This is a genomic window from Flavisolibacter ginsengiterrae DSM 18136, from assembly GCF_059568575.1.
In genome coordinates this window covers 15,919-35,417 of record NZ_JCANTR010000005.1, presented here as the reverse complement: position 1 = coordinate 35,417, position 19,499 = coordinate 15,919, and the positions used below count along the sequence as shown (strand labels likewise).

Sequence of the window (19,499 nt, the reverse complement as noted above, 5' to 3'; positions counted from 1 at the left end):
GGTACAAGCTGTTGTCAAGGACAAAAAAAGGTATGAAAAAACTATTGCCCCTTCCCGTTATTGTGCTTGCCTTCCTGGGCCTTTGGCTCATGCAGGGATGCCTGAAAGATAGTTTTCAAAGAACATACACTTATACTTACTATAAGCCTGTATATAAAACAACGGCAGAGGTGAGGGCCAATATTAAAAGCAATGCGCCTCAAAATGTGGAGCGACCTGGTAAATTATATCTATACGGTTCCTATATTTTTCTGAATGAGATTGACAAGGGTATACACATTATTGACAATTCAAATCCTGCCCAGCCACGGAATGCTGGATTTATAGATATTCCCGGCAATATGGATCTTGCTGTAAAAGGCAATACATTATATGCCGATCTGTATACCGACCTGGTTGCCATCGATATAACTGATCCAAAAAACGTGGTACTTAAAAAGACAGTTGAAAATGTTTTCCCACACCGATACTACAATGGATATTTCCGGCCTGATTCCTCAATGGTGATAGCGGCATGGGAAAAAAGAGATACGACCATCAGGGAAAAAGGCGATGCCGAATCCTGGTTAAAGAACAACCGCGGTGGTATATTCCTGGATTATGCCGCTTCATCACAAAATTCAGGAATACCAGCTTCGCAAAACTCGGGGTCTGCTGCTGTGGCTCCATACGGAGTAGGGGGGTCAATGGCTAGATTTACCATTGCCAAAGAACGATTATTTACTGTAGGAATCACAGACCTTACTGTGTTCAATATCACCAGTTCTTTTGATCCTGTTCAAACTGCACACAAGGAGATCGGTTGGAATATTGAAACGATCTATCCTTTCATGGATAACCTGTTCATTGGCTCGCAGGCAGGCATGTTCATCTTTAATATTCTAAATGCTGACAATCCTGTTCAGACAGGACAGTTCAGTCATGTTCAGAGTTGTGATCCTGTAATTGCAGATAATAAATACGCTTATGTTACCCTCAGGTCAGGTACCACTTGCCAGGGATTCAATAATCAACTTGAAGTATTGGAATTGAACAACGTGGTCAATCCATCTTTATTAAAAGTGTATTCCCTTCACAATCCTCATGGATTATCGAAGGATGGAAACACCCTGTTTATTTGTGATGGAACAGATGGTCTCAAAATATATAATGCAGCTGATGTGATGAACCTTAGCCTCATCAACCATATCAATGGCATAGAGACTTATGATGTGATCGCACATAATTCAATAGCCCTGGTAGTTGCCAGCGATGGATTGTACCAGTATGATTATTCCAACCTCTCAGACATCAAATTATTAAGCAAGATCAGCTTGTCAAAATAGTATATGAGAATCATTTTACCTGTTTGTATTTTATTCATGTGCATTCAGTTGTCTGCACAAAAAAATATTCAGTTCCAGTCCATTAACCAGGCAGGTTTTCTAAAGGGTCATAATAATGATGCATTGCAGTATCAATCAATCAATGGCATTCGTTACTGGGGTTATTCATTAGGTATTGGTGTGGGTGTTGATCAATATTATTATAGAACTGTCCCGGTTTTCGGGGAAGTAAGAAAAGACATTTTTAATAAAAGAGAAACGCCCTTTATTTATGCTGCACTGGGAAGCTCATTGCCATGGGTGAAAGATGGACCTGTTAACGCCTGGCAAAGGAGTGAATACAACAAAGGAATATTTTACGAAGCAGGCGTTGGGTATAAGATTCCGGTCAAGGGACGCCTGTTTTTAAATTTTAGCCTGGGATATTCTCAGAAATCATTGCATGAAACGCAGTACACTAAGATATACAGGGATTTTCCTCCCTATGATACGGAGAACTGGGGCAATACGATGTATTTCGATTACACATTCAGAAGAATCTCAGTCAAGGTGGGCTTAGGATTTTAGAAACCGTATATTCCTCTGGATGCCTTTATGTTTACTGCGGCTAAGTGGGGAAAATTTAAAAAGCTTTCTAAACATTTCTTCGCTTAGTTCTTCCCATTCTTTTGTGTTCAGATTCAGTATTTCCGGCAAAGGTTTGAAAGCCTCTTCATGGTGAGGCTGGCTAAAGCGGTTCCATGGGCAAACATCCTGGCAGATGTCACAACCAAACATCCAGTTGTCAAACCTGCCCTTCATTTCAGATGGGATGATCTCCTCTTTTAATTCAATAGTAAAGTAGGAAATGCACTTGCTGCCATTAATAACCTTACCCGGAAGTATGGCTTCCGTCGGGCATGCGTCAATACATTTTGTACAGCTGCCACAATAATCTTTGGCAAGAGGATCATCATAATCCAGTTCAAGATCTGTGATCAGTGTGGCAATGAAATAGAAGGAACCACTTTGTTTGTTGATAAGATTTCCATTTTTCCCGATCCATCCCAAACCGGTTTTACGGGCCCAGGCTCTTTCCAGCACCGGGGCTGAGTCAACAAAGCCCCGCCCATTGAATTGACCTATTTTATCCTGCAGTTCTGAGATCATTGACTTCAACCCTGCCCTTATCACTTCATGGTAATCCTTTCCATAGGCATATTTGGAAATTTTCAATTCCTGTTCGGGTATTTCAGCAGGATAATAATTTTTTAATAAGGTGATAACTGAACGTGCTCCTGGCACAAGGCGGGCAGGATCTATGCGCAGGTCGAAGTAATTCTCCATATACTGCATATTGCCATGCATACCCTTGTTGAGCCAGTTCTCCAGTCTTCGTGCATCATCATCCAAAGGAACAGCCCTGGCTATGCCACAGTAATCAAAGCCAAATTGAACAGCCATTTGCTTTACCAATCTTGTATGTTCTGCTGTTGATCCCACGATCTAAAGATGTTATTTGGACGGCGAAGTTGCATCATTGTCTTCTAAATGCAGCCTGTGAAAGAGCCTGTGCATGACTGGCGCCAATATCACACCTATATTGGTTATAAACACCACCCCACTGAACAATGCATACACTGAAGAAAAGACCTTACCTCCAAAGTTGGTAATATTTAAAACGGGTCCCATGCCGCTGAGCAGCATACAGGAATTGTGAACGGCATCTATAATACTGGAACCGGCAGTTAAATAAAAACCGATTATCCCGATTATAAGGCTGATGGCAAGTATAATAGAGGCAACCAGTATATTCTTAAGTACACGCCTGTAAAACAAGTGTATAGGTAGCATCTTTTGTGATCTGTGCTCGTACATTTTTTTGGCATTAAACTACAACTCCTTATTTATTAAGCAAACCTTATTTAATACATGAAAACACTTAGGAGGGTTAGGTATTGATGCAATAGCTTTCAAATTCAATTTATTTATAAGATATTGAGCGGAATTATTAAACTAACTTCTCATGAGACTGATCCCACTTGTGATCTTTTGTACCCTAACTATGCCTGCATTTTCACAGAAAGAAAGTGCATTTACAAAATTCGGAAAGATCTCACTTGCAAATTTTGAAAAAAAAGTATATGCCATAGACAGCGGCGCTAATGCAGTGGTGCTGAGTGATATCGGCTCCACTTCCCTGGAAGGAAACAGTAAAGGCTGGTTTTCTCTTGTTTCCAGGAAACATAAAGTAGTGCACATACTTAATAAAAATGGGTATGATGAAGCCAATGTAGAAGTTTTATTATACACAAATGGAAGTGAGGAAGAAAAATTAGATAGGGTCAAGGCAGTTACTTACAATCTTGAAAATGGAAAAGTTGTTGAAACAAGCCTGGAGAAGTCGGCTATTTTCAAAGAAAAGATCAATAAGAACCGGTTGGTCAAAAAGTTTACCATGCCTAATGTAAAGGAAGGTTGCATTATTGAATATGATTACCAGGTAACTTCTGATTTTATAGATAACCTGGATCCATGGCTATTCCAAAGCAGCACCAGTCCAACCTTATGGAGCGAGTTTACATTCACCGTTCCTGAATTCTTTACCTATAATTTCTTAAGCCGCGGATTTCATAGTATAGATATCAATGAAAGAAAAGACAGAACAGCTAGTTTCACGGTCAGACAGACGCAAACAGCTAGCAGTACAGAGTCCTATAATTTTACTGCAGGCGTCACCGATTACAGGTGGGTAATGAAAGATGTTCCTGAATTAAAAAGAGAATCTTTCACATCTTCTATCAGGAATCATATGTCAAGGATGGAGTTTCAACTGGCATCTAAACAATATCCACTCGAGCCTTATAACTATCGCACAAGTTGGACAGAATTGACAAAAGGTCTACTGAAAAGTGAAAGCTTTGGAAGTATTTTGAATAATAGTAACAACTGGTTGTCAGATGATATCAAACCTGTTTACGCCAGTGTTTCTTCGGGTGAAGAAAAAGCAAAAAAAATCTATAACTATGTTAGAGATAATTTTTCATGCACAGGTAGCGCAGGTTATATCTGGATGGACCAATCGCTTAAGAATGTACTTAAAACCAAAAAGGGTACTGTTTCCGAGATCAATCTTTTACTTACGACCATGTTGCGTTATTCAGGGCTTGATGCGACGCCAGTCATTTTAAGTACTACCAAACATGGCTATGCTATGGAATACTCACCCATGACCAGCAGCTTTGATTATGTGATTGTACAGATGCAGGATAATGGAAAGACCTATTACCTGGATGCCAGTGATAATCAATTGGGATTTAATAAACTCCCGCTGGAATGTTATAACGGGCATGCCCGCCTGGTTAATGAAAACGCGGATCCGTTGGTATTTTCTCCTGACTCTCTCACAGAATCAAAAACTACCCTGCTGATCATCAATAATGATGAAAATGGTAAATGGAAAGGCAGGATGTCGCAAACCCCAGGATATTATGGCTCTTATGATATCAGGGAAAAAGTAAAAGACAAAGGCAAGGAAGAATTTTTTAAAGATGTTGAAAAAGCTTTTGGGCTTGATATAAAAATAGTATCGCCTTCTATTGATTCGCTTAAGAATTACGAAGCTCCTGTTTCATTACATTATGATGTTGAATTCATGAATAATGGGGAGAGCACGATATATGTGAATCCTATGTTTGGTGAAGGATACAAAAAAAATCTTTTTACTGCTGCAGAAAGGTATTATCCCGTAGAAATGCCGTACGTCATGGATGAAACATATGTACTGAGTATGGAAGTACCAAAAGGATACGAGGTTGATGAATTACCTAAACAAATGATCGCTAAAGTAGATGAAGAGGGGTCGGGCTTGTTTGAATACCGCATATCTCATTCAATGGGAAGGATCTCATTCCGTTGCCGTATAAAGTTCAATCGTTCTTTATACATGCCGGAGGAATATGCTAATCTCCGTGAATTCTTTAATATGGTGGTTAGTAAACAGAATGAACAAATTGTATTGAAAAAGAAAATCTAGTATGCGCATTATTATATTAATAAGCTTTTTGCTCTGCGTATCAGGGTTGAAAGCTGCTGATCCAAAATACCCTGTTAGCGCCATTCCTGAAAACCTGAAAAAAGACGCTGATGTGGTGAAACGCATGGAAGAAATTAGTTTCCAGATCATCAGTACCGGGGAAACCATATTGCATAAGAAATATGCATTGACTATTTTAAACGAAAATGGTGATGAGTATGCAGGTATCTCTGAATATTATGATAAGCTTACTTCCATCACCTCCATGGAAGGTACTTTGTATGACGCTGCAGGTAAAGTATTGAAAAAAACAAAAAACAAAGATATCTCGGATCTAAGTGCTGTAAATGATATTAATCTTATGGATGACAACCGTGTGAAGTCACATCATTTTTATTTCCGGGAGTATCCATATACTGTTGAATATGAAGTAGAGCAAAAGTTCAACAATACATTGTTCTTTCCAGATTGGAATCCCCAGGAAGATGAAAAATATGCGGTAGAACAAAGTAGTTATACTGTGATCTGCCCTGCGGAATATGTAATACGATTCAGGGCATTTAATTATAAGGGTGAGCCGGAAATTACTATGGAAAAAGGCAAAAAGAAGATGCATTGGAGTATAACTTCTGTTCCTGCCATTAAGTTGCCTTTTGCTACACCTTCCTGGAGAGAAATAACAACAATGGTAACCCTTGCACCATCTGATTTTGAGATCCAGGGATTTAAGGGAAATATGAATTCCTGGAAAGATTTGGGAAAGTTCCAGAACAGTTTAAATGCAGGAAGGGATGTGTTACCATCCAATATTCTGGAAACCGTTAATCATCTTACGGCTGGAATAACTGATACAAGGGAAAAGGTCAGGATACTGTATAATTTTCTCCAGAAGAATACAAGGTATATAGGTATTCAATTAGGCATTGGCGGCTGGCAGCCATTCCCTGCCAATGAGGTAGCCACAAAGGGATATGGGGACTGTAAGGCATTGACCAATTATATGTATAGCCTTTTAAAGGCTGCTGGTATTAAGTCCAACTATACTTTGGTATATGCAGGAGCAAATAAAGATGTTCTAATCGAGGATTTCCCAAGCAGATGTTTTAATCATGCGATACTTTGCGTACCCCTTACAAAAGATAGTATGTGGCTGGAATGCACCAGCCAAAGCCTGCCTGCAGGTTATATGTCTGACTTCACTGGAAACAGAAAAGCATTAATGATCACTGAGGAGGGAGGAGTAGTCGTAAAAACACCACAATATGGAATCAAGGAAAATACCCAGCAGAGAGCCATAAAAGCTAAGCTTGATGAAGCTGGCAACCTTAGCATGAGCGTAAGTGCAAGTTATGGTGGTACTGAACAGGACGATGTGAGTTCCCTGATCAATGGGTTGTCAAAGGAAAAGGTTCAAAAAGTGTTACAAAGAGAATTGGAGCTTTCCACCTATGATATCAACAGTTTTAAATACGAAGAGACTAAGGATGTGTTACCAAAAGTGGATGAGCACCTGGAAATATCTGTAAGTAAGTATGCAACGATAAGTGGTAAGCGCCTGTTTATCATGCCCAATATTTTAAACAGGGGTGGATATGTTTTAAACGATCAGAAAGACAGGGCTTTTGATTATGTATTTAATGATGCTTTTCATCATGAAGATACTTATGAAATAGAAATTCCTGAAGGCTATCAATTAGAGTCTGTGCCTTCGGATGTTCATTTACAATCCAAATTTGGAACCTATACCAGCACTGCCAAACTGGTTGGAAACAAGATCATTTATAATCGTGTTAAAGAACATTTTGCAGGTAGGTATCCTGCAAAGGAAGGTATTGCCCTGGCTCAATTCTATGAATCTGTTTACAGGTCAGACAGGAGCAGGATGGTATTAGTGAAAAAGTCTGCGCCATAGGATCATACTACAATAAAAAGAGCTGCCCATTCTTTCAATGGGCAGCTCTTTTTATTTGTATCAATAGAATTACTCCCGGGTATTGCAGTTGGCATTCCTGGTTTCATCTACAGCAAGTTTCATTTGCTGGAAAAGATCTGGTTTTTGTTCCTCGCGCAATGGTTTGGTAAAAACCATGAGTGCATATCCACGGCACCAATCGACAACCGGCCAGTTAGCTATTATTCCCGGGCAGGTAAGTGCTGACGCTACATTTGATGATTCTGCTTTTTGACCTTCAGTTTCCAGGACCCAGCTACCAAGAGAATAATTTAAACCATTAGCCGCCCTGGGCGTCAATTTGATATTTTGAGAAGAGGTTTGGATGGATCTCATTTCTTTTACGGCTGCTTCTGTAAGTATTTGTTTGCCGTTAAAAGTTCCATTATGCAATAACATAGCAAGGAACTTAATGTAATCATTGGGAGTTGACCTGGCACCAGAAGCCGGGTCTATGGCTGAACCATCTAGCGTACTGAAGGATGTTTTGGACATGCCAAGAGGATTCAACAACTTTTGCTTGATCAATTGGTCAAAGGTTTTCTTCATGACTACTTCCGCAACACGACCAGCAATCTCTGGCCCCATGTTACTATACCTGAATTCAGTCCCGGGATTTGTTTGGATCTCTTTTTTGGCAAATGATTCCACTTCTTCCTGCAGGGAAGCAAACTTCTTTTTCTGAAAAATGCCCAACATGCCCGGGTCTGACTGGATGCCTGTAAAATGAGAAAGGCAATGTCGAAGGGTGATATAACTTTTGCCATATTTCTCAAAAATGGGCAGGTAGCTACTTACTTTATCGTCAAGGGATAGACGGCCTTCATCCACCAGTTTTAAAACCAGGGCGGCTGTTAACCATTGACTGGTTCCGGCCAGTGGCAGTTCTGACTTTGTTGTTAGCTCTCCCATTTCCTTTTTAAATGCAATCGTATCAGTCCAGATAAGCGTAACTACATCATTACCCAATGATTTCTGATTTTGGGTAAGAACTGTATTAAGCTGCTGGTATTTCTCAATTCCCCATTCTTTATCATTCTTTTTATTTTTCTGGGCAAAACAAGGCTGCAGAAATAACAGGAGAAGAGTGAGGAACCTGAATTTCAGGCAGTTAATTCGTAATTTGTATGACATTCTTTCGGTGAATTTATGGTTGGATTGTTCTTTGTGGCTTTAGTTGATCTGCAAGCAGAATGGGATACAGATCCCAACTTCTGTAGACAATATAGAACGAAAAATTACTAATCAAATTATAATATTCAGATATGAACTTATCGAATTTTACCATTAAGGCCGCTGAAGTGATACAACAATCGCAGCAGCTGGCTTTTAATTATAGCAACTCGAATATAGAAACGGAACATTTTCTTAAAGCGTTGCTTGAGCAGCAGGATTCACCAGTGGAATACCTGCTAAAAAAGAATGCGGTGAATACGCAGCAGCTGGAAACACGACTGGATGGATTAATTGATAAACTGCCTAAAGTAAGCGGGGAGCCGGCCCAGTCTATATCCAGGGAAGCCAATAATGTAATACTCAGAGCAGGTGCCTTATTGAAACAATTCGGAGATGAATTTATTACACCCGAGCACCTTTTATTAGCCATACTCCAGGGTAATGATAATACGGCCAAATTATTAAAGGATTTTGGTCTTTCAGAAAAAGGCCTTACCGCTGCGATTACAGAGTTACGCAAAGGATCTACTGTCACCTCTCAAACACAGGAAACACAATTCAACGCATTAAACAAGTATGCTAAGAATTTAAATGAATTAGCCCGCCAGGGCAAATTGGACCCCGTGATCGGCAGGGATGAAGAGATCAGGCGAACACTACATATACTTTCAAGACGTAGTAAGAATAACCCTATCCTGGTGGGTGAGCCTGGAGTTGGTAAAACAGCTATAGCAGAAGGACTGGCAATGCGTATTGTTAACGGAGATGTACCGGAGAACCTCAAGTCTAAAATTATTTATGCCCTTGATATGGGGCAGTTGATCGCCGGTGCCAAGTATAAGGGTGAATTTGAAGAGCGTTTGAAGGGCGTAGTAAAGGAAGTATCAACAAGTGAAGGAGAGATCATCCTGTTTATTGACGAGATACATACGTTGGTTGGTGCTGGTGGTGGTGAGGGTGCCATGGACGCCGCTAATATTTTAAAGCCAGCCCTGGCAAGGGGTGAATTGAGAGCTATAGGGGCTACCACACTGAATGAATACCAGAAGTTCTTCGAAAAGGATAAGGCATTGGAAAGGCGTTTTCAAAAAGTGATGATCGACGAGCCTTCTGTTGAGGATGCCATTTCTATCTTAAGGGGCTTGAAGGATCGATATGAAACACACCACCATGTGCGCATAAAGGACGAAGCCATTATTGCAGCTGTAGAACTTTCTGTGCGGTACATTACAGACCGTTTTCTTCCGGATAAAGCTATTGACCTGATAGATGAAAGTGCAGCCAAGCTGCGACTCGAAATGAATTCAATGCCGGAAGAGCTGGACAAGCTTGAAAGGCAGATCCGCCAGCTGGAAATTGAGCGGGAGGCTATAAAGCGGGAGAACGATGATGAAAAACTGAAGGACCTGAATACTACACTGGCCAACCTGGCGGTAGAAAGGGATACTTTAAAAGCCAAGTGGCAGGAGGAAAAGGACCTGGTAGAAAAGATTCAGAATGCCAAGGCAGAAATTGAGCGGCTGAAACAACAGGCAGAACAGGCTGAAAGGGAAGGAGATTATGGTAAGGTTGCCGAGATCAGGTATGGAAGAGTGAAAGAGCAGGAGGAAAAGATAACAGAGTTGCAGGCTGGATTGAATGAAATGAGTGCCAATAGCCGCAGGCTGATGAAAGAAGAAGTGGATGCTGAAGATATTGCTGAAAGCGTCGCTAAATCTACAGGCATCCCTGTAAGTAAAATGCTGCAAAGCGAAAGAGAAAAGTTGTTGAACCTGGAAGATGAATTGCATAAAAGAGTAGTGGGACAGGATGAAGCAATAACTGCAGTTGCAGATGCCATCCGGAGAAGCCGTGCAGGTTTACAGGATCCCAAAAGACCTATAGGTTCATTCATATTCCTTGGAACAACAGGTGTAGGTAAAACTGAACTGGCCAAGGCCCTGGCAGATTACCTCTTTGATGATGAGCACATGATGACGCGTATCGATATGAGTGAATACCAGGAAAAGCATACGGTTAGCCGCCTGGTTGGTGCACCTCCGGGATATGTAGGCTATGATGAAGGAGGCCAGTTAAGCGAAGCTGTTCGTCGTAAGCCTTACCAGGTGGTATTACTTGATGAAATTGAAAAAGCGCACCCTGACGTCTGGAACGTATTACTGCAGGTATTGGATGATGGCCGTCTTACTGATAACAAGGGGCGTGTGGTGAATTTTAAAAATACCATCATCATCATGACCTCAAATATGGGTAGCGATATCATACAGGAAAACTTCGCCGATGTTACAGAAAAGAATCAGGAACAGATAGTGGAACGTACAAAAGTGGAAGTGATGGCCAGGCTAAGGGAAACGATAAGGCCTGAATTTTTAAACAGGGTTGATGAGATCATTCTCTTCCAGCCATTGATGAAAAGTGAGATCAGGGGAATTATCAGGATCCAGTTGGATGGACTAAGGAAACTTGTAGGCCAAAATGGTATCCAGTTGAAATTCTCTGATTACCTGTTGGATTACCTGGCAGAAAATGGATTTGATCCACAATTCGGTGCCAGGCCTTTAAAGCGCCTGATTCAAAAGGAAATCGTTAACCAGTTAAGTAAAAAGATACTTGCAGGAGATATAGATAAAACTCACCCGGTGTTGGTCGATGTCTTTGATAGGGTTGTGGTATTCAGAAATGATGTTGAACAGCCCCACACAGTATAAGTAGCAATAAATTCAAAAGCCCGGTAAAATCCGGGCTTTTTTAATAAGGTGTAAGACTGAACTACATCGATTCGTAGGAAAATACTTTTTCTGTTGTGTCAATCTCGGTGGCTTCAAATTCTTCAGAAGCTAAAACAATGTCTGCATCTGAAAACCGGCCGGTCAGGGTGAAATTATTGGTGTTCATAAGGTATCCTACAGCAACCATCTTAGAAAACTTAGCCATATTGATAAGGCAGTTAAATTTAAGGGTTCGCTTTTCCATGGTGGTTTAGATTTTAGATCAAAGTAAATCTAATAAAAACTGTGTGGAAAGTACACATTCCCCATGGGAAACTATTTATTCACATCCCTGTTTTCAGAGGATAGATATTGAAATTGAACCCTTCTTTATAATTTATCCACATCAGTTCTATAGCAGTTAATACCGGTATTGGGTGTAAAGTGCAGGCATATGATTAGTGCCTATATGTATAAAACACGGTAAGATTTGCGTGATAATACTGTTGTTATTTCTTAAATGTATAACCACCTTTGCCCTTAGATAATTGCACACAGCAGCCAGTTTCTCATGTGTTATAGTAAAGCCATTTCGCCAGAAATGGCTTTTTCTTGTAGGCATTATTATTACCGCATAGATTTTTGCGCTTTATCTTTTGGTATAAGGTAAGTGGATATCGTGCCTTTTGGAGTGGAACTGCGGTTTTTTCCTTATAACATAAGGTGGTTTGTAGTTTAAACTGGCAACTAAGAGCGGTTTATTGACTGGTAGGCCTGCCAGTTTTTTTTATGTATTCAGGACCATACCTGAGGTATGGCATAATTTTTTATCCTGATAGCCTATAATTTATAGAATATGCAAAATTGGTTAAGGGCTTTAATAGCAGGATATGGAGCAAAAAAAATGGGTGGGGGATGTTTAGGTACTATAGTCGTTTTTATCCTGATCTACTGGTTGTTGGGGCATTGCTGATCTATTACAGGATCAGTTTCGGTTTGCTCTGATTATATAATCCTGACTTAACTATTCAATGATTCCTTACGGAAGAATATATCTTCTATTACTTATTGTGTTTGAGCTGGCTGCTTGTAATAGTAATCCTTCAGTGGGTTCTGCAAAATCTGACACCCTGCCGCCTGATAAAATAAATCATCTTGATGCTTCCCAGGCCGAAAAGCAATCTCTGAACTGCTACCGTTTTGTGCTAAAGCGTGATACCATTCTTCTCCAGCTTCGCCAAACCGGGGATTCAATCAGTGGATTCATGGCATTTGATAATTACCAGAAAGATTCCAGCCATGGTGAGATCAAAGGATATAGTAATAAAGACACAATGTATGTGCTCTACAATTTCTTATCAGAGGGTATGAGATCCGTTATGGAAATAGCTTTATTAAAATCAGGGAGCAGTTTGATAAGAGGCATAGGTACGATGGTCAATAGAAATGATACCGTTTTTTATAAAGACCACAACTCCATACATTACCAGGATGGTCAGAAACTTGATCTAATACCTTGTGAGCGTTTAAAAGGTTTAAAAAAGTAAACGCTATCAAAAAAATCTTCTGAATACCAGCAGAATACAAATAATAGAATTGTTTAGTGGCATCATATTAGCGGTTAGTTGAAAAAAAGCTATGAAAGAAGATAGAAAACCCCGTTCAACTGAGGATGTAGACAGAAGTTTGAGTACCCCTTCAGAAGCCAACCGCGAAAAGCATATCAATTACCTGGATGATGAAGTTTCAACTAACAGAAATTCCTGGGATATGAATGACAGGCAAAAACAATGGCAGGAAGGTATTGAAGAGGGAAGAAAAAATGACCAGGTATCTGATGATATTTATTGAATCAATAATGCCTAATCAATAGGCGGTATACATTGTTTTCTTTTTTTGATAAAATATTCTACTAAGCTATAATACTATTTTAGCTTGAGCATTACCGTGGTATTTATACTATTGTAATATTTAAATAAATGCCCGATTTTGTACTTTATTTCCTTAACAGGTAAATATTTACGTTTTGAAATCAAACCCCTGTTTCTACAGGGGTTTATTATTTAAGTTACCTCAGCTTTACTTTCTAATCACTACACCGGGTTCACCCAGTTCGCAATATGGCAGCGCATTTGCTGCATTTATAGAAATAGCTTCATATGAAACCCATTCTTCATTGTATAGCCATTCTCTTCTTGATTATAAATAGTTCAATGGCTCAGCAGAAAACTGCCACTCTTCCCCAAAATAACGCTTCAATGTCTTCAAAAAGATCTAAACCATTGAATTTGGAAAATACACGGGAAAGTAAAAGGTATACCTTATCTAATGCATCTTCTCATAATGCCTATGCTGAACCCACCTCTTCACAGGGAATATCAGACCCTGTTATTAACCTGCTCAACGCAAAAGCAAGTGGATCTCCCTATACTATAGACAAATCATCACTGATCGGCGTGCCGTCGGGCACCTATGGATTTGCCAATGGAAAGATCAGCCTTTACCAGGTAGGTGCCACCTCTACCGGAACCAGCACAGGCAGTGGATCAGTAGGAACCGGCAGCAGTCCTGGTGGGATAGGTTCAATCAGTCCATTTATGGGTGTAAACGGTAAAAGCCCTTTTACAGGTACAGGACCATATGGTACCAGGTTGCCACAAAGAAACCTGGGAGATTCAACGAGGAAGCATTAATAGGTTAATTGCTGACTAAGGTTTTTAAGGGATATATCTAACTCTTAAATGGTCAGGTAAATATTGCAACTGCTGATAAATGGCATAATTCTTTCAAACTTTTATTCTTTAAATAGGGCAATATGAGCGACAAAGAAAATATTTCACCAAAACCTGGCCTGGGCGGTATTGGCCGGACCAATTTTATCAAAGAAAATGAAGCCAATATAGAAAAAGTAAGCAGGGACCTTAGTGATATGGATCGCCAGGAAGGAGATTTGGATCCGGGCATTAAGGGTGGGAATTTCGACCAGGGATCCATTAACGAAGAACAAAGGGATAAAAACGATTGACGCAATAATTAATTCTTATGAATAAAGATCAACAACGCTTTAATGAGCAGGACGCGCCTTTAAAAAATACTGATCATGCTTTTGTGAAAGTAAAGGAAGATGGTTCTCCTGATAAGAGAGTAGATAGCAGCAACCAGGACAAAATGAACGAAGAGTCACGGAAAACTACCGCTGAAGAAAGCTCTGTGGAAAAGGGCAGGAGTTAGGATTATTTAAAATATAGGTTAACCCGTTGATAGCTGTAACCTTTAAAAAGGTGTAATAGTCTTATGCCTTATGTTACAGCCAAAATTCTTTTTACAGGTAGTCATATGCTGCCTTTGCCTGAGTTCAAATGCCTGGTGCCAATCCTTTGCAGAACAGCAAAAACTCCAGGTAACCGTTGACCAATTCTTCAAAATTTATAATTCCGGTGACAGTTCTCAATATTACCGGTTGCTGCAACCAGTAGTAAAAGACACTGCTGAATTAAACCACTTAATGGACAGGTATAAATTTACTTACGCTGTTATTGGAAAAGTGAGTGTGAAGAAAGTAAATTTTATATCCCCGGTACAGGCCGATGTGTGGAGTAAGGATGAACAATTCGATTCCTGGTGGAAGTTTTCAATCATTACAGATTCCAACCAACAATTCAAACAACGATTGGTAAAGCCTGATCGCTTTCCAGGTGAATTTGTGCAGACCGGAAAACAGGACTATTCACATCTTGGTGACCAGGTGGACCGGTATATAAATCAGAAATTAGGCAGCCAGTTCTCGGGCAATGTATTTATAAACCACAAAGGCAAAGTATTATTTTCCAGGTCTTATGGTAATAATGCTAAAGGAGCTCCCAATACTATAGACCAGGAATTTGGCCTTGCTTCTATGGGTAAGATATTTACAGCTGTCAGCATGCTGCAGCTCATGGAAAAAGGCAAAATAAATCTTTCTGATTCTGTTGGTAAATTCCTGCCTGAACTGCATAATAAAGCTGTAACAGCAATTACTATAGAGCAATTATTGACACACACTTCCGGTATGGGTGATTTTTTTGAGAATGCTACCTATAACAGGATCAAGGATAGTGTAAAAAACCAAATAGGCTTATTACCCGTCATAGAGGAAGAAAAGCTTGCTTTTGAACCTGGTAAAGGCTGGCAATATAGTAATACTGGGTTTGTTCTGCTAGGTATCATCATCGAAAAGTTTACCGGTGCGTCGTTTGAAAACTATATAAGGGAAAATATCTTTTTAAAGGCAGGTATGACGCATTCAGTTCCTGGTGGCGGTGGAGGAGGAGGAACATCAACTATCAATGACCTGTATAGTTTTGCCAGGTCCTTATTGAACTATAAACTTTTAAACCCTGCTACAACGACTAAGTTATTAAACTATACAACTCCCTTAAATGAACAATATGGTTGGGGAACCGAACATTACAGGTTGGGTAAGGAACATGTGATTGGTCACAGTGGTGGATATATTAATGAATGCACGGAGTTAAATATTTATCCAAAGAGCCAAAGCATAGTGATTATACTTTCAAACAGTAATCCACCTTTTGGACATTTTGTATCTGATAAGCTCAAGGAGCTGATCACAAGGAAATGATTTGCATAAAAAAACAACTGGCCATTCAACCAGTTGTTTTTTATTTCTTTTCAACACTGCTATTGCTGACTCTTTTCATCATGGTTCACACCCGGTAATAACTTTTCTTCAATAACCTGTTGCAACACATTCTTGGGTAGTGCGCCTTTCTGCATCATGGGTGCGCCGGTTGTTGGAATAAATAGCAGGGTTGGAATACTTTGAATCCCGAAAAGACCGGAGAGCTCGGTTTCTTTATCCGTATCTATTTTATAAATGACCAGTTTTCCTTCATATTCTTTAGATAATTCTTCCAGGGCGGGTGCAATCGCTTTGCAAGGCCCGCACCAGTCAGCATAAAAGTCCACTATGACAGGTAAGGTGCCTGCATATTCCCATTCTTCACCATTGTCATAATTGAAAACTTTTTCTTTGAAATCACTGGCATTCATTTGTTGTGTAGGCATAATTTATTCTTTGTGCTACTAATATGCTCTCCAAAGGCGTGCCATCTTGCCTTTTGTTACAAATAGTTATAAATCTGCCAGTTAAACAGGATTATATCTTCAATGGGGCAGTTGGAAATTAAAATATACAGGCGCGGGTATGGATAAATACCCTTGCTTACGTTTACGTATATAGGGAAATTACTTGTTATAAGTAAAGGTATTTACCCATTGACAATGCCTTGGGCATTGCCTAATTTGCAGGCGTAACGCCGTATCCTAAAAATGAAAACCCATGCCACGACAAACTTTTCTTTCCAGGGAATCTTTTGTAGATGCTACTGAAAAACAAACAAGGGAAACCATCTCTTCCATACCAGCTTATGTTTCCCACATAGTCCTGGTTTCAGAAAACCCAATCATTGAATCATACAGGTTTTCATATGAAAAGGCTGATAAGAAGCTGCAATACATAATTGATGTAAGGGTACTTCCTTTAAACGACCAGTATACAAGGATCAGTCTCCATGCTTCTCATACAAATGGTCATGCATTTTACGAAGATCCTGATATGGGATTTGCTTTGCATGATTTTGAATCTGCCATTCATGCAGCTTTAAAAGGCGACCTGGCTTATTATAAACCCGTTGGTCAGCAGGTAAAGGACCAGCCATCTACACTGATGAAATGGGCTTCCTTTTTATTCCCTTCATTAAATCCAGGGCTCAGGAAAAAGCTATCCTGAGAAAAAAGCCTTTTCAGTTTTTTAATATTGAAGTGTATAGGTTTAAATTTTCGGTATCGAAGCAAACAAAGACCAGCTTCTCTATCGTTGACTGTTTAGCCAAATAAGCCTTTACTGTTTCAATAGCTATCTGGGCTGCCTGTTCTTTTGGAAAGCCATATACCCCGGTACTGATGTTAGGAAAAGCTATGGATCGTATGTCGTGTTCAACTGCCAGTCTAAGTGAGTTTTTATAGCAAGAAGCCAGTTTCTCTTTTTCTTCATTATTCCCACCCCTCCATACCGGGCCAACCGTGTGAATAACATAACGGCATTTCAGATTACCACCGGAGGTTATTACAGCCTCACCTGTTTTACATCCACCTTGCCTCGCTACTATTTGCCTGCACTCCTCTAGTAACACCGGGCCAGAGGCGCGATGAATGGCCCCATCCACTCCACCGCCACCCATAAGAGAGCTATTGGCAGCATTCACTATCGCATCCACTGTAATCTTTGTAATATCCCCTTGAATAACTTCAATCAGTGCCATATCCCAAGTTACATATTCTATTATCTCAGTGAATGACAACCGTAAAAATTAATTACATGCAGGTTGCACTCATTGTTAAATAACTTTAAGGAATGAAAGATATAACAGCCCTGGTCATTGGCGCTACCGGATTGGTGGGCAATGAACTGGTGCACCAACTTTTGGCAGATAACAGGTTTGGAACCGTACTGGTTTTTGTGCGCAGGTCCACAGGTATTCAGCACTCGAAATTAAAAGAGCACCTGGTACATTTTGACCATCCCGGGGAATGGAAGCACCTGGTGAAGGGAGATGTATTATTTTCCGCTCTGGGTACTACCATAAAGAAGGCCGGAAGTAAAGAAGCGCAATATAAAATCGATCATAACTATCAATATGAATTTGCACGGGCAGCTGCGGAAAACAATGTTCCGGTGTACGTATTGGTATCATCTGCTATGGCCTCTGAAAGATCAAGAATATTTTACACCAGGATGAAAGGGGAACTGGAAAGAGATATCAAAAGGTTGCCATTTCAAGCTATCCATATTCTGCAACCCGGTATGCTGGAGGGTGACCGGAAGGAAAAACGACCAGGAGAAGTAATAGGACTGTTTGTTTTGAAGTTCGTCAATAAGCTGGGAATAGCTTTACAACAAAAACCTGTGCCTGCAAGGGTTGTGGCGCAGGCAATGATCAACGTGTCTTTTCATACAGGTAATAAAGTGAATGTTTATGCGCTTACAGAAGTGTTCAAAGCCGCGGAACTATGAGCCTGTATTTTTAATGCGTGTATACCATGCCAAATGTTTCAGCAGCCAGCACTTCCTTCCATTGTTCTATTAATCTTTTAAAGGCTTTACCTGCAGGAGTAATGTTTCTTTCCAGGTCATACAACCCCACTTCGTGAATGCGGCCATTGTCTTCCCGTAGGGCAGTATCCCAATCTACCTGGTGGGTGAGACTATACCAGGTAAATCCTACTATGGGCACACCATCCTGCTTTAACCTGTGAAGGTTGGCCCATTGACGGTATAGCCAATTTACTGAATCCGGCATTTTCATATTGGTCTCAGTATGCATAATAGGCAGTCGGTAGCGGTTGTAATATTGATGGGTGATCACATAATAGCCAAACACCTCACCTGAAGCCTGTGTAGTACCATTTGGCAATACCAGGTGCTCATTCGTAGCATAGTAATCGTTTCCCATGATACACCTGGCTTTTACCTGGTTTTGTTCAAACCAGTAATACTCACCAGAGGTCATTCCATTTTGCAGCAGGTATTCATACATCTGTACGGAAATGGGATACCCGTATGTAAGATCCAGGGCCAGGAATCGTTTGCGGTTCAGGAAATTGGCTTGTTTCTGCACTTCGGGCCTCATTGGATGAAAATACTCAGATGATTCGCTTTGAATGAAGATGGCATCTGGCCTTACTTTCAGGATGGCATGCATGGCCATTACATTGGCCTTGCACAAATGCTTTAAAGCGGTAACAAAGGCCCTGTCAGAATTAAGCCGCTCGTTCCACCATCCATATTGCGCAGAGAACAAAGCGGTAATAAATATTTCGTTGATAGGCGTATATAATTGCAGGTCTGGAAATCGTTCCGCAAAAGCGCCTGCATATTCTGCAAATAGTTCCGGGAACTCCGGATTTTGAAAGTTACTCATCCAGTCCGGCACACCAAAATGTAAAAGATCGACTATTGGTGTAATATCCAGTTCCTTTAAGCGATTAAATGTTGTATCAGTGAAGTCCCAATCATAGGTTCCCGGGCCTGTATGCGTTTTATAATAAGGCGGGCCATAGCGTAGAAATTCTATTCCCTGCTCTTTGGTTAATTCAAAATCTTTTTCCCAGTTTTTGTAGTGGCAGCACTTCTCCATTTCATCCACTCTTTTGATGCTGCCATCAGGTAAAAGTATCGTGGGATAGCTGTTCTCAATTCCGGTTGCAAACATGAATTTACTTCCAAGGTTCATCTTGTTCATCACTATACCTTTTACCACCTT

Annotated in this window: 20 protein-coding genes; 13 read left to right on the top strand and 7 right to left on the bottom strand. The window is 40.3% G+C overall.

Annotated elements, in window-relative coordinates:
• Nucleotides 1-32 precede the first annotated feature (32 nt).
• Nucleotides 33-1,325 (top strand): LVIVD repeat-containing protein, encoded by a 1,293-nt coding sequence (locus BP74_RS07080; RefSeq protein ID WP_496372493.1) that lies wholly within the window; start codon nt 33-35, stop codon nt 1,323-1,325.
• Nucleotides 1,326-1,328: 3 nt separating this feature from the next.
• Nucleotides 1,329-1,892 (top strand): hypothetical protein, encoded by a 564-nt coding sequence (locus BP74_RS07075; RefSeq protein ID WP_496372491.1) that lies wholly within the window; start codon nt 1,329-1,331, stop codon nt 1,890-1,892.
• On the opposite strand, the gene queG is transcribed toward BP74_RS07075, so the two are convergent.
• Entirely contained in the window at nt 1,881-2,807 is a 927-nt protein-coding gene (gene queG, locus BP74_RS07070) for a tRNA epoxyqueuosine(34) reductase QueG (protein ID WP_496372489.1), read from the bottom strand. The genes BP74_RS07075 and queG overlap by 12 nt on opposite strands.
• A gap of 12 nt (nt 2,808-2,819) precedes the next feature.
• Entirely contained in the window at nt 2,820-3,182 is a 363-nt protein-coding gene (locus tag BP74_RS07065; protein WP_496372487.1) for a hypothetical protein, read from the bottom strand.
• 148 nt (nt 3,183-3,330) lie between these two features.
• Between BP74_RS07065 and BP74_RS07060 the strand changes: the two genes are divergently transcribed.
• Together BP74_RS07060 and BP74_RS07055 are read left to right on the top strand one after the other, a co-directional pair.
• A complete protein-coding gene (locus BP74_RS07060; protein ID WP_496372485.1) occupies nt 3,331-5,340 on the top strand; it encodes a transglutaminase family protein in 2,010 nt (669 codons plus the stop codon).
• A 1-nt stretch (nt 5,341) separates the two neighbouring features.
• Nucleotides 5,342-7,252 (top strand): DUF3857 domain-containing transglutaminase family protein, encoded by a 1,911-nt coding sequence (locus BP74_RS07055; protein WP_496372483.1) that lies wholly within the window; start codon nt 5,342-5,344, stop codon nt 7,250-7,252.
• A 69-nt stretch (nt 7,253-7,321) separates the two neighbouring features.
• On the opposite strand, the gene BP74_RS07050 is transcribed toward BP74_RS07055, so the two are convergent.
• Nucleotides 7,322-8,425 carry a serine hydrolase domain-containing protein gene (locus BP74_RS07050; protein ID WP_496372481.1) on the bottom strand — a complete coding sequence of 368 codons (1,104 nt, stop codon included), beginning with the start codon at nt 8,423-8,425 and terminating at the stop codon, nt 7,322-7,324.
• A 131-nt stretch (nt 8,426-8,556) separates the two neighbouring features.
• Between BP74_RS07050 and clpB the strand changes: the two genes are divergently transcribed.
• The gene (gene clpB / locus BP74_RS07045) at nt 8,557-11,175 is read left to right on the top strand and encodes an ATP-dependent chaperone ClpB (RefSeq protein ID WP_496372479.1); all 2,619 of its coding nucleotides are present in this window, start codon (nt 8,557-8,559) and stop codon (nt 11,173-11,175) included.
• A 61-nt stretch (nt 11,176-11,236) separates the two neighbouring features.
• Here the strand turns inward: clpB and BP74_RS07040 are convergent, their stop codons facing one another.
• The gene (locus BP74_RS07040) at nt 11,237-11,401 is read right to left on the bottom strand and encodes a hypothetical protein (RefSeq protein ID WP_496372477.1); all 165 of its coding nucleotides are present in this window, start codon (nt 11,399-11,401) and stop codon (nt 11,237-11,239) included.
• An 844-nt stretch (nt 11,402-12,245) separates the two neighbouring features.
• Here BP74_RS07040 and BP74_RS07035 point away from each other — a divergent pair.
• The 6 genes from BP74_RS07035 (at nt 12,246) to BP74_RS07010 (ending at nt 15,796) form a co-directional block, all read left to right on the top strand.
• Nucleotides 12,246-12,722: a hypothetical protein gene (locus tag BP74_RS07035; RefSeq protein ID WP_496372475.1), complete on the top strand. Its 477-nt coding sequence runs from the start codon at nt 12,246-12,248 to the stop codon at nt 12,720-12,722.
• A 91-nt stretch (nt 12,723-12,813) separates the two neighbouring features.
• The gene (locus BP74_RS07030) at nt 12,814-13,026 is read left to right on the top strand and encodes a hypothetical protein (protein ID WP_496372473.1); all 213 of its coding nucleotides are present in this window, start codon (nt 12,814-12,816) and stop codon (nt 13,024-13,026) included.
• 362 nt (nt 13,027-13,388) lie between these two features.
• Nucleotides 13,389-13,868: a hypothetical protein gene (locus tag BP74_RS07025; protein ID WP_496372471.1), complete on the top strand. Its 480-nt coding sequence runs from the start codon at nt 13,389-13,391 to the stop codon at nt 13,866-13,868.
• A gap of 122 nt (nt 13,869-13,990) precedes the next feature.
• Nucleotides 13,991-14,200: a hypothetical protein gene (locus BP74_RS07020; protein WP_496372469.1), complete on the top strand. Its 210-nt coding sequence runs from the start codon at nt 13,991-13,993 to the stop codon at nt 14,198-14,200.
• A 17-nt stretch (nt 14,201-14,217) separates the two neighbouring features.
• The gene (locus BP74_RS07015; protein ID WP_496372467.1) at nt 14,218-14,406 is read left to right on the top strand and encodes a hypothetical protein; all 189 of its coding nucleotides are present in this window, start codon (nt 14,218-14,220) and stop codon (nt 14,404-14,406) included.
• A gap of 70 nt (nt 14,407-14,476) precedes the next feature.
• Nucleotides 14,477-15,796, top strand: coding sequence for a serine hydrolase domain-containing protein (locus BP74_RS07010; RefSeq protein WP_496372465.1), 1,320 nt, complete (start codon nt 14,477-14,479; stop codon nt 15,794-15,796).
• A gap of 59 nt (nt 15,797-15,855) precedes the next feature.
• On the opposite strand, the gene trxA is transcribed toward BP74_RS07010, so the two are convergent.
• Complete coding sequence (gene trxA, locus BP74_RS07005; RefSeq protein ID WP_496372463.1) at nt 15,856-16,242, bottom strand: thioredoxin; 387 nt, start codon at nt 16,240-16,242, stop codon at nt 15,856-15,858.
• 274 nt (nt 16,243-16,516) lie between these two features.
• Here trxA and BP74_RS07000 point away from each other — a divergent pair, with 274 nt between their 5' ends.
• Nucleotides 16,517-16,966 carry a hypothetical protein gene (locus BP74_RS07000; protein WP_496372461.1) on the top strand — a complete coding sequence of 150 codons (450 nt, stop codon included), beginning with the start codon at nt 16,517-16,519 and terminating at the stop codon, nt 16,964-16,966.
• A gap of 13 nt (nt 16,967-16,979) precedes the next feature.
• Here the strand turns inward: BP74_RS07000 and BP74_RS06995 are convergent, their stop codons facing one another.
• The gene (locus BP74_RS06995; protein WP_496372459.1) at nt 16,980-17,498 is read right to left on the bottom strand and encodes an O-acetyl-ADP-ribose deacetylase; all 519 of its coding nucleotides are present in this window, start codon (nt 17,496-17,498) and stop codon (nt 16,980-16,982) included.
• Nucleotides 17,499-17,590: 92 nt separating this feature from the next.
• Between BP74_RS06995 and BP74_RS06990 the strand changes: the two genes are divergently transcribed.
• On the top strand, nt 17,591-18,250 hold the full coding sequence (locus BP74_RS06990; protein WP_496372457.1) for an NAD(P)H-binding protein: 660 nt from the start codon (nt 17,591-17,593) through the stop codon (nt 18,248-18,250).
• A gap of 10 nt (nt 18,251-18,260) precedes the next feature.
• On the opposite strand, the gene BP74_RS06985 is transcribed toward BP74_RS06990, so the two are convergent.
• Nucleotides 18,261-19,478: a family 1 glycosylhydrolase gene (locus BP74_RS06985; RefSeq protein ID WP_496372455.1), complete on the bottom strand. Its 1,218-nt coding sequence runs from the start codon at nt 19,476-19,478 to the stop codon at nt 18,261-18,263.
• Nucleotides 19,479-19,499: the final 21 nt, after the last annotated feature.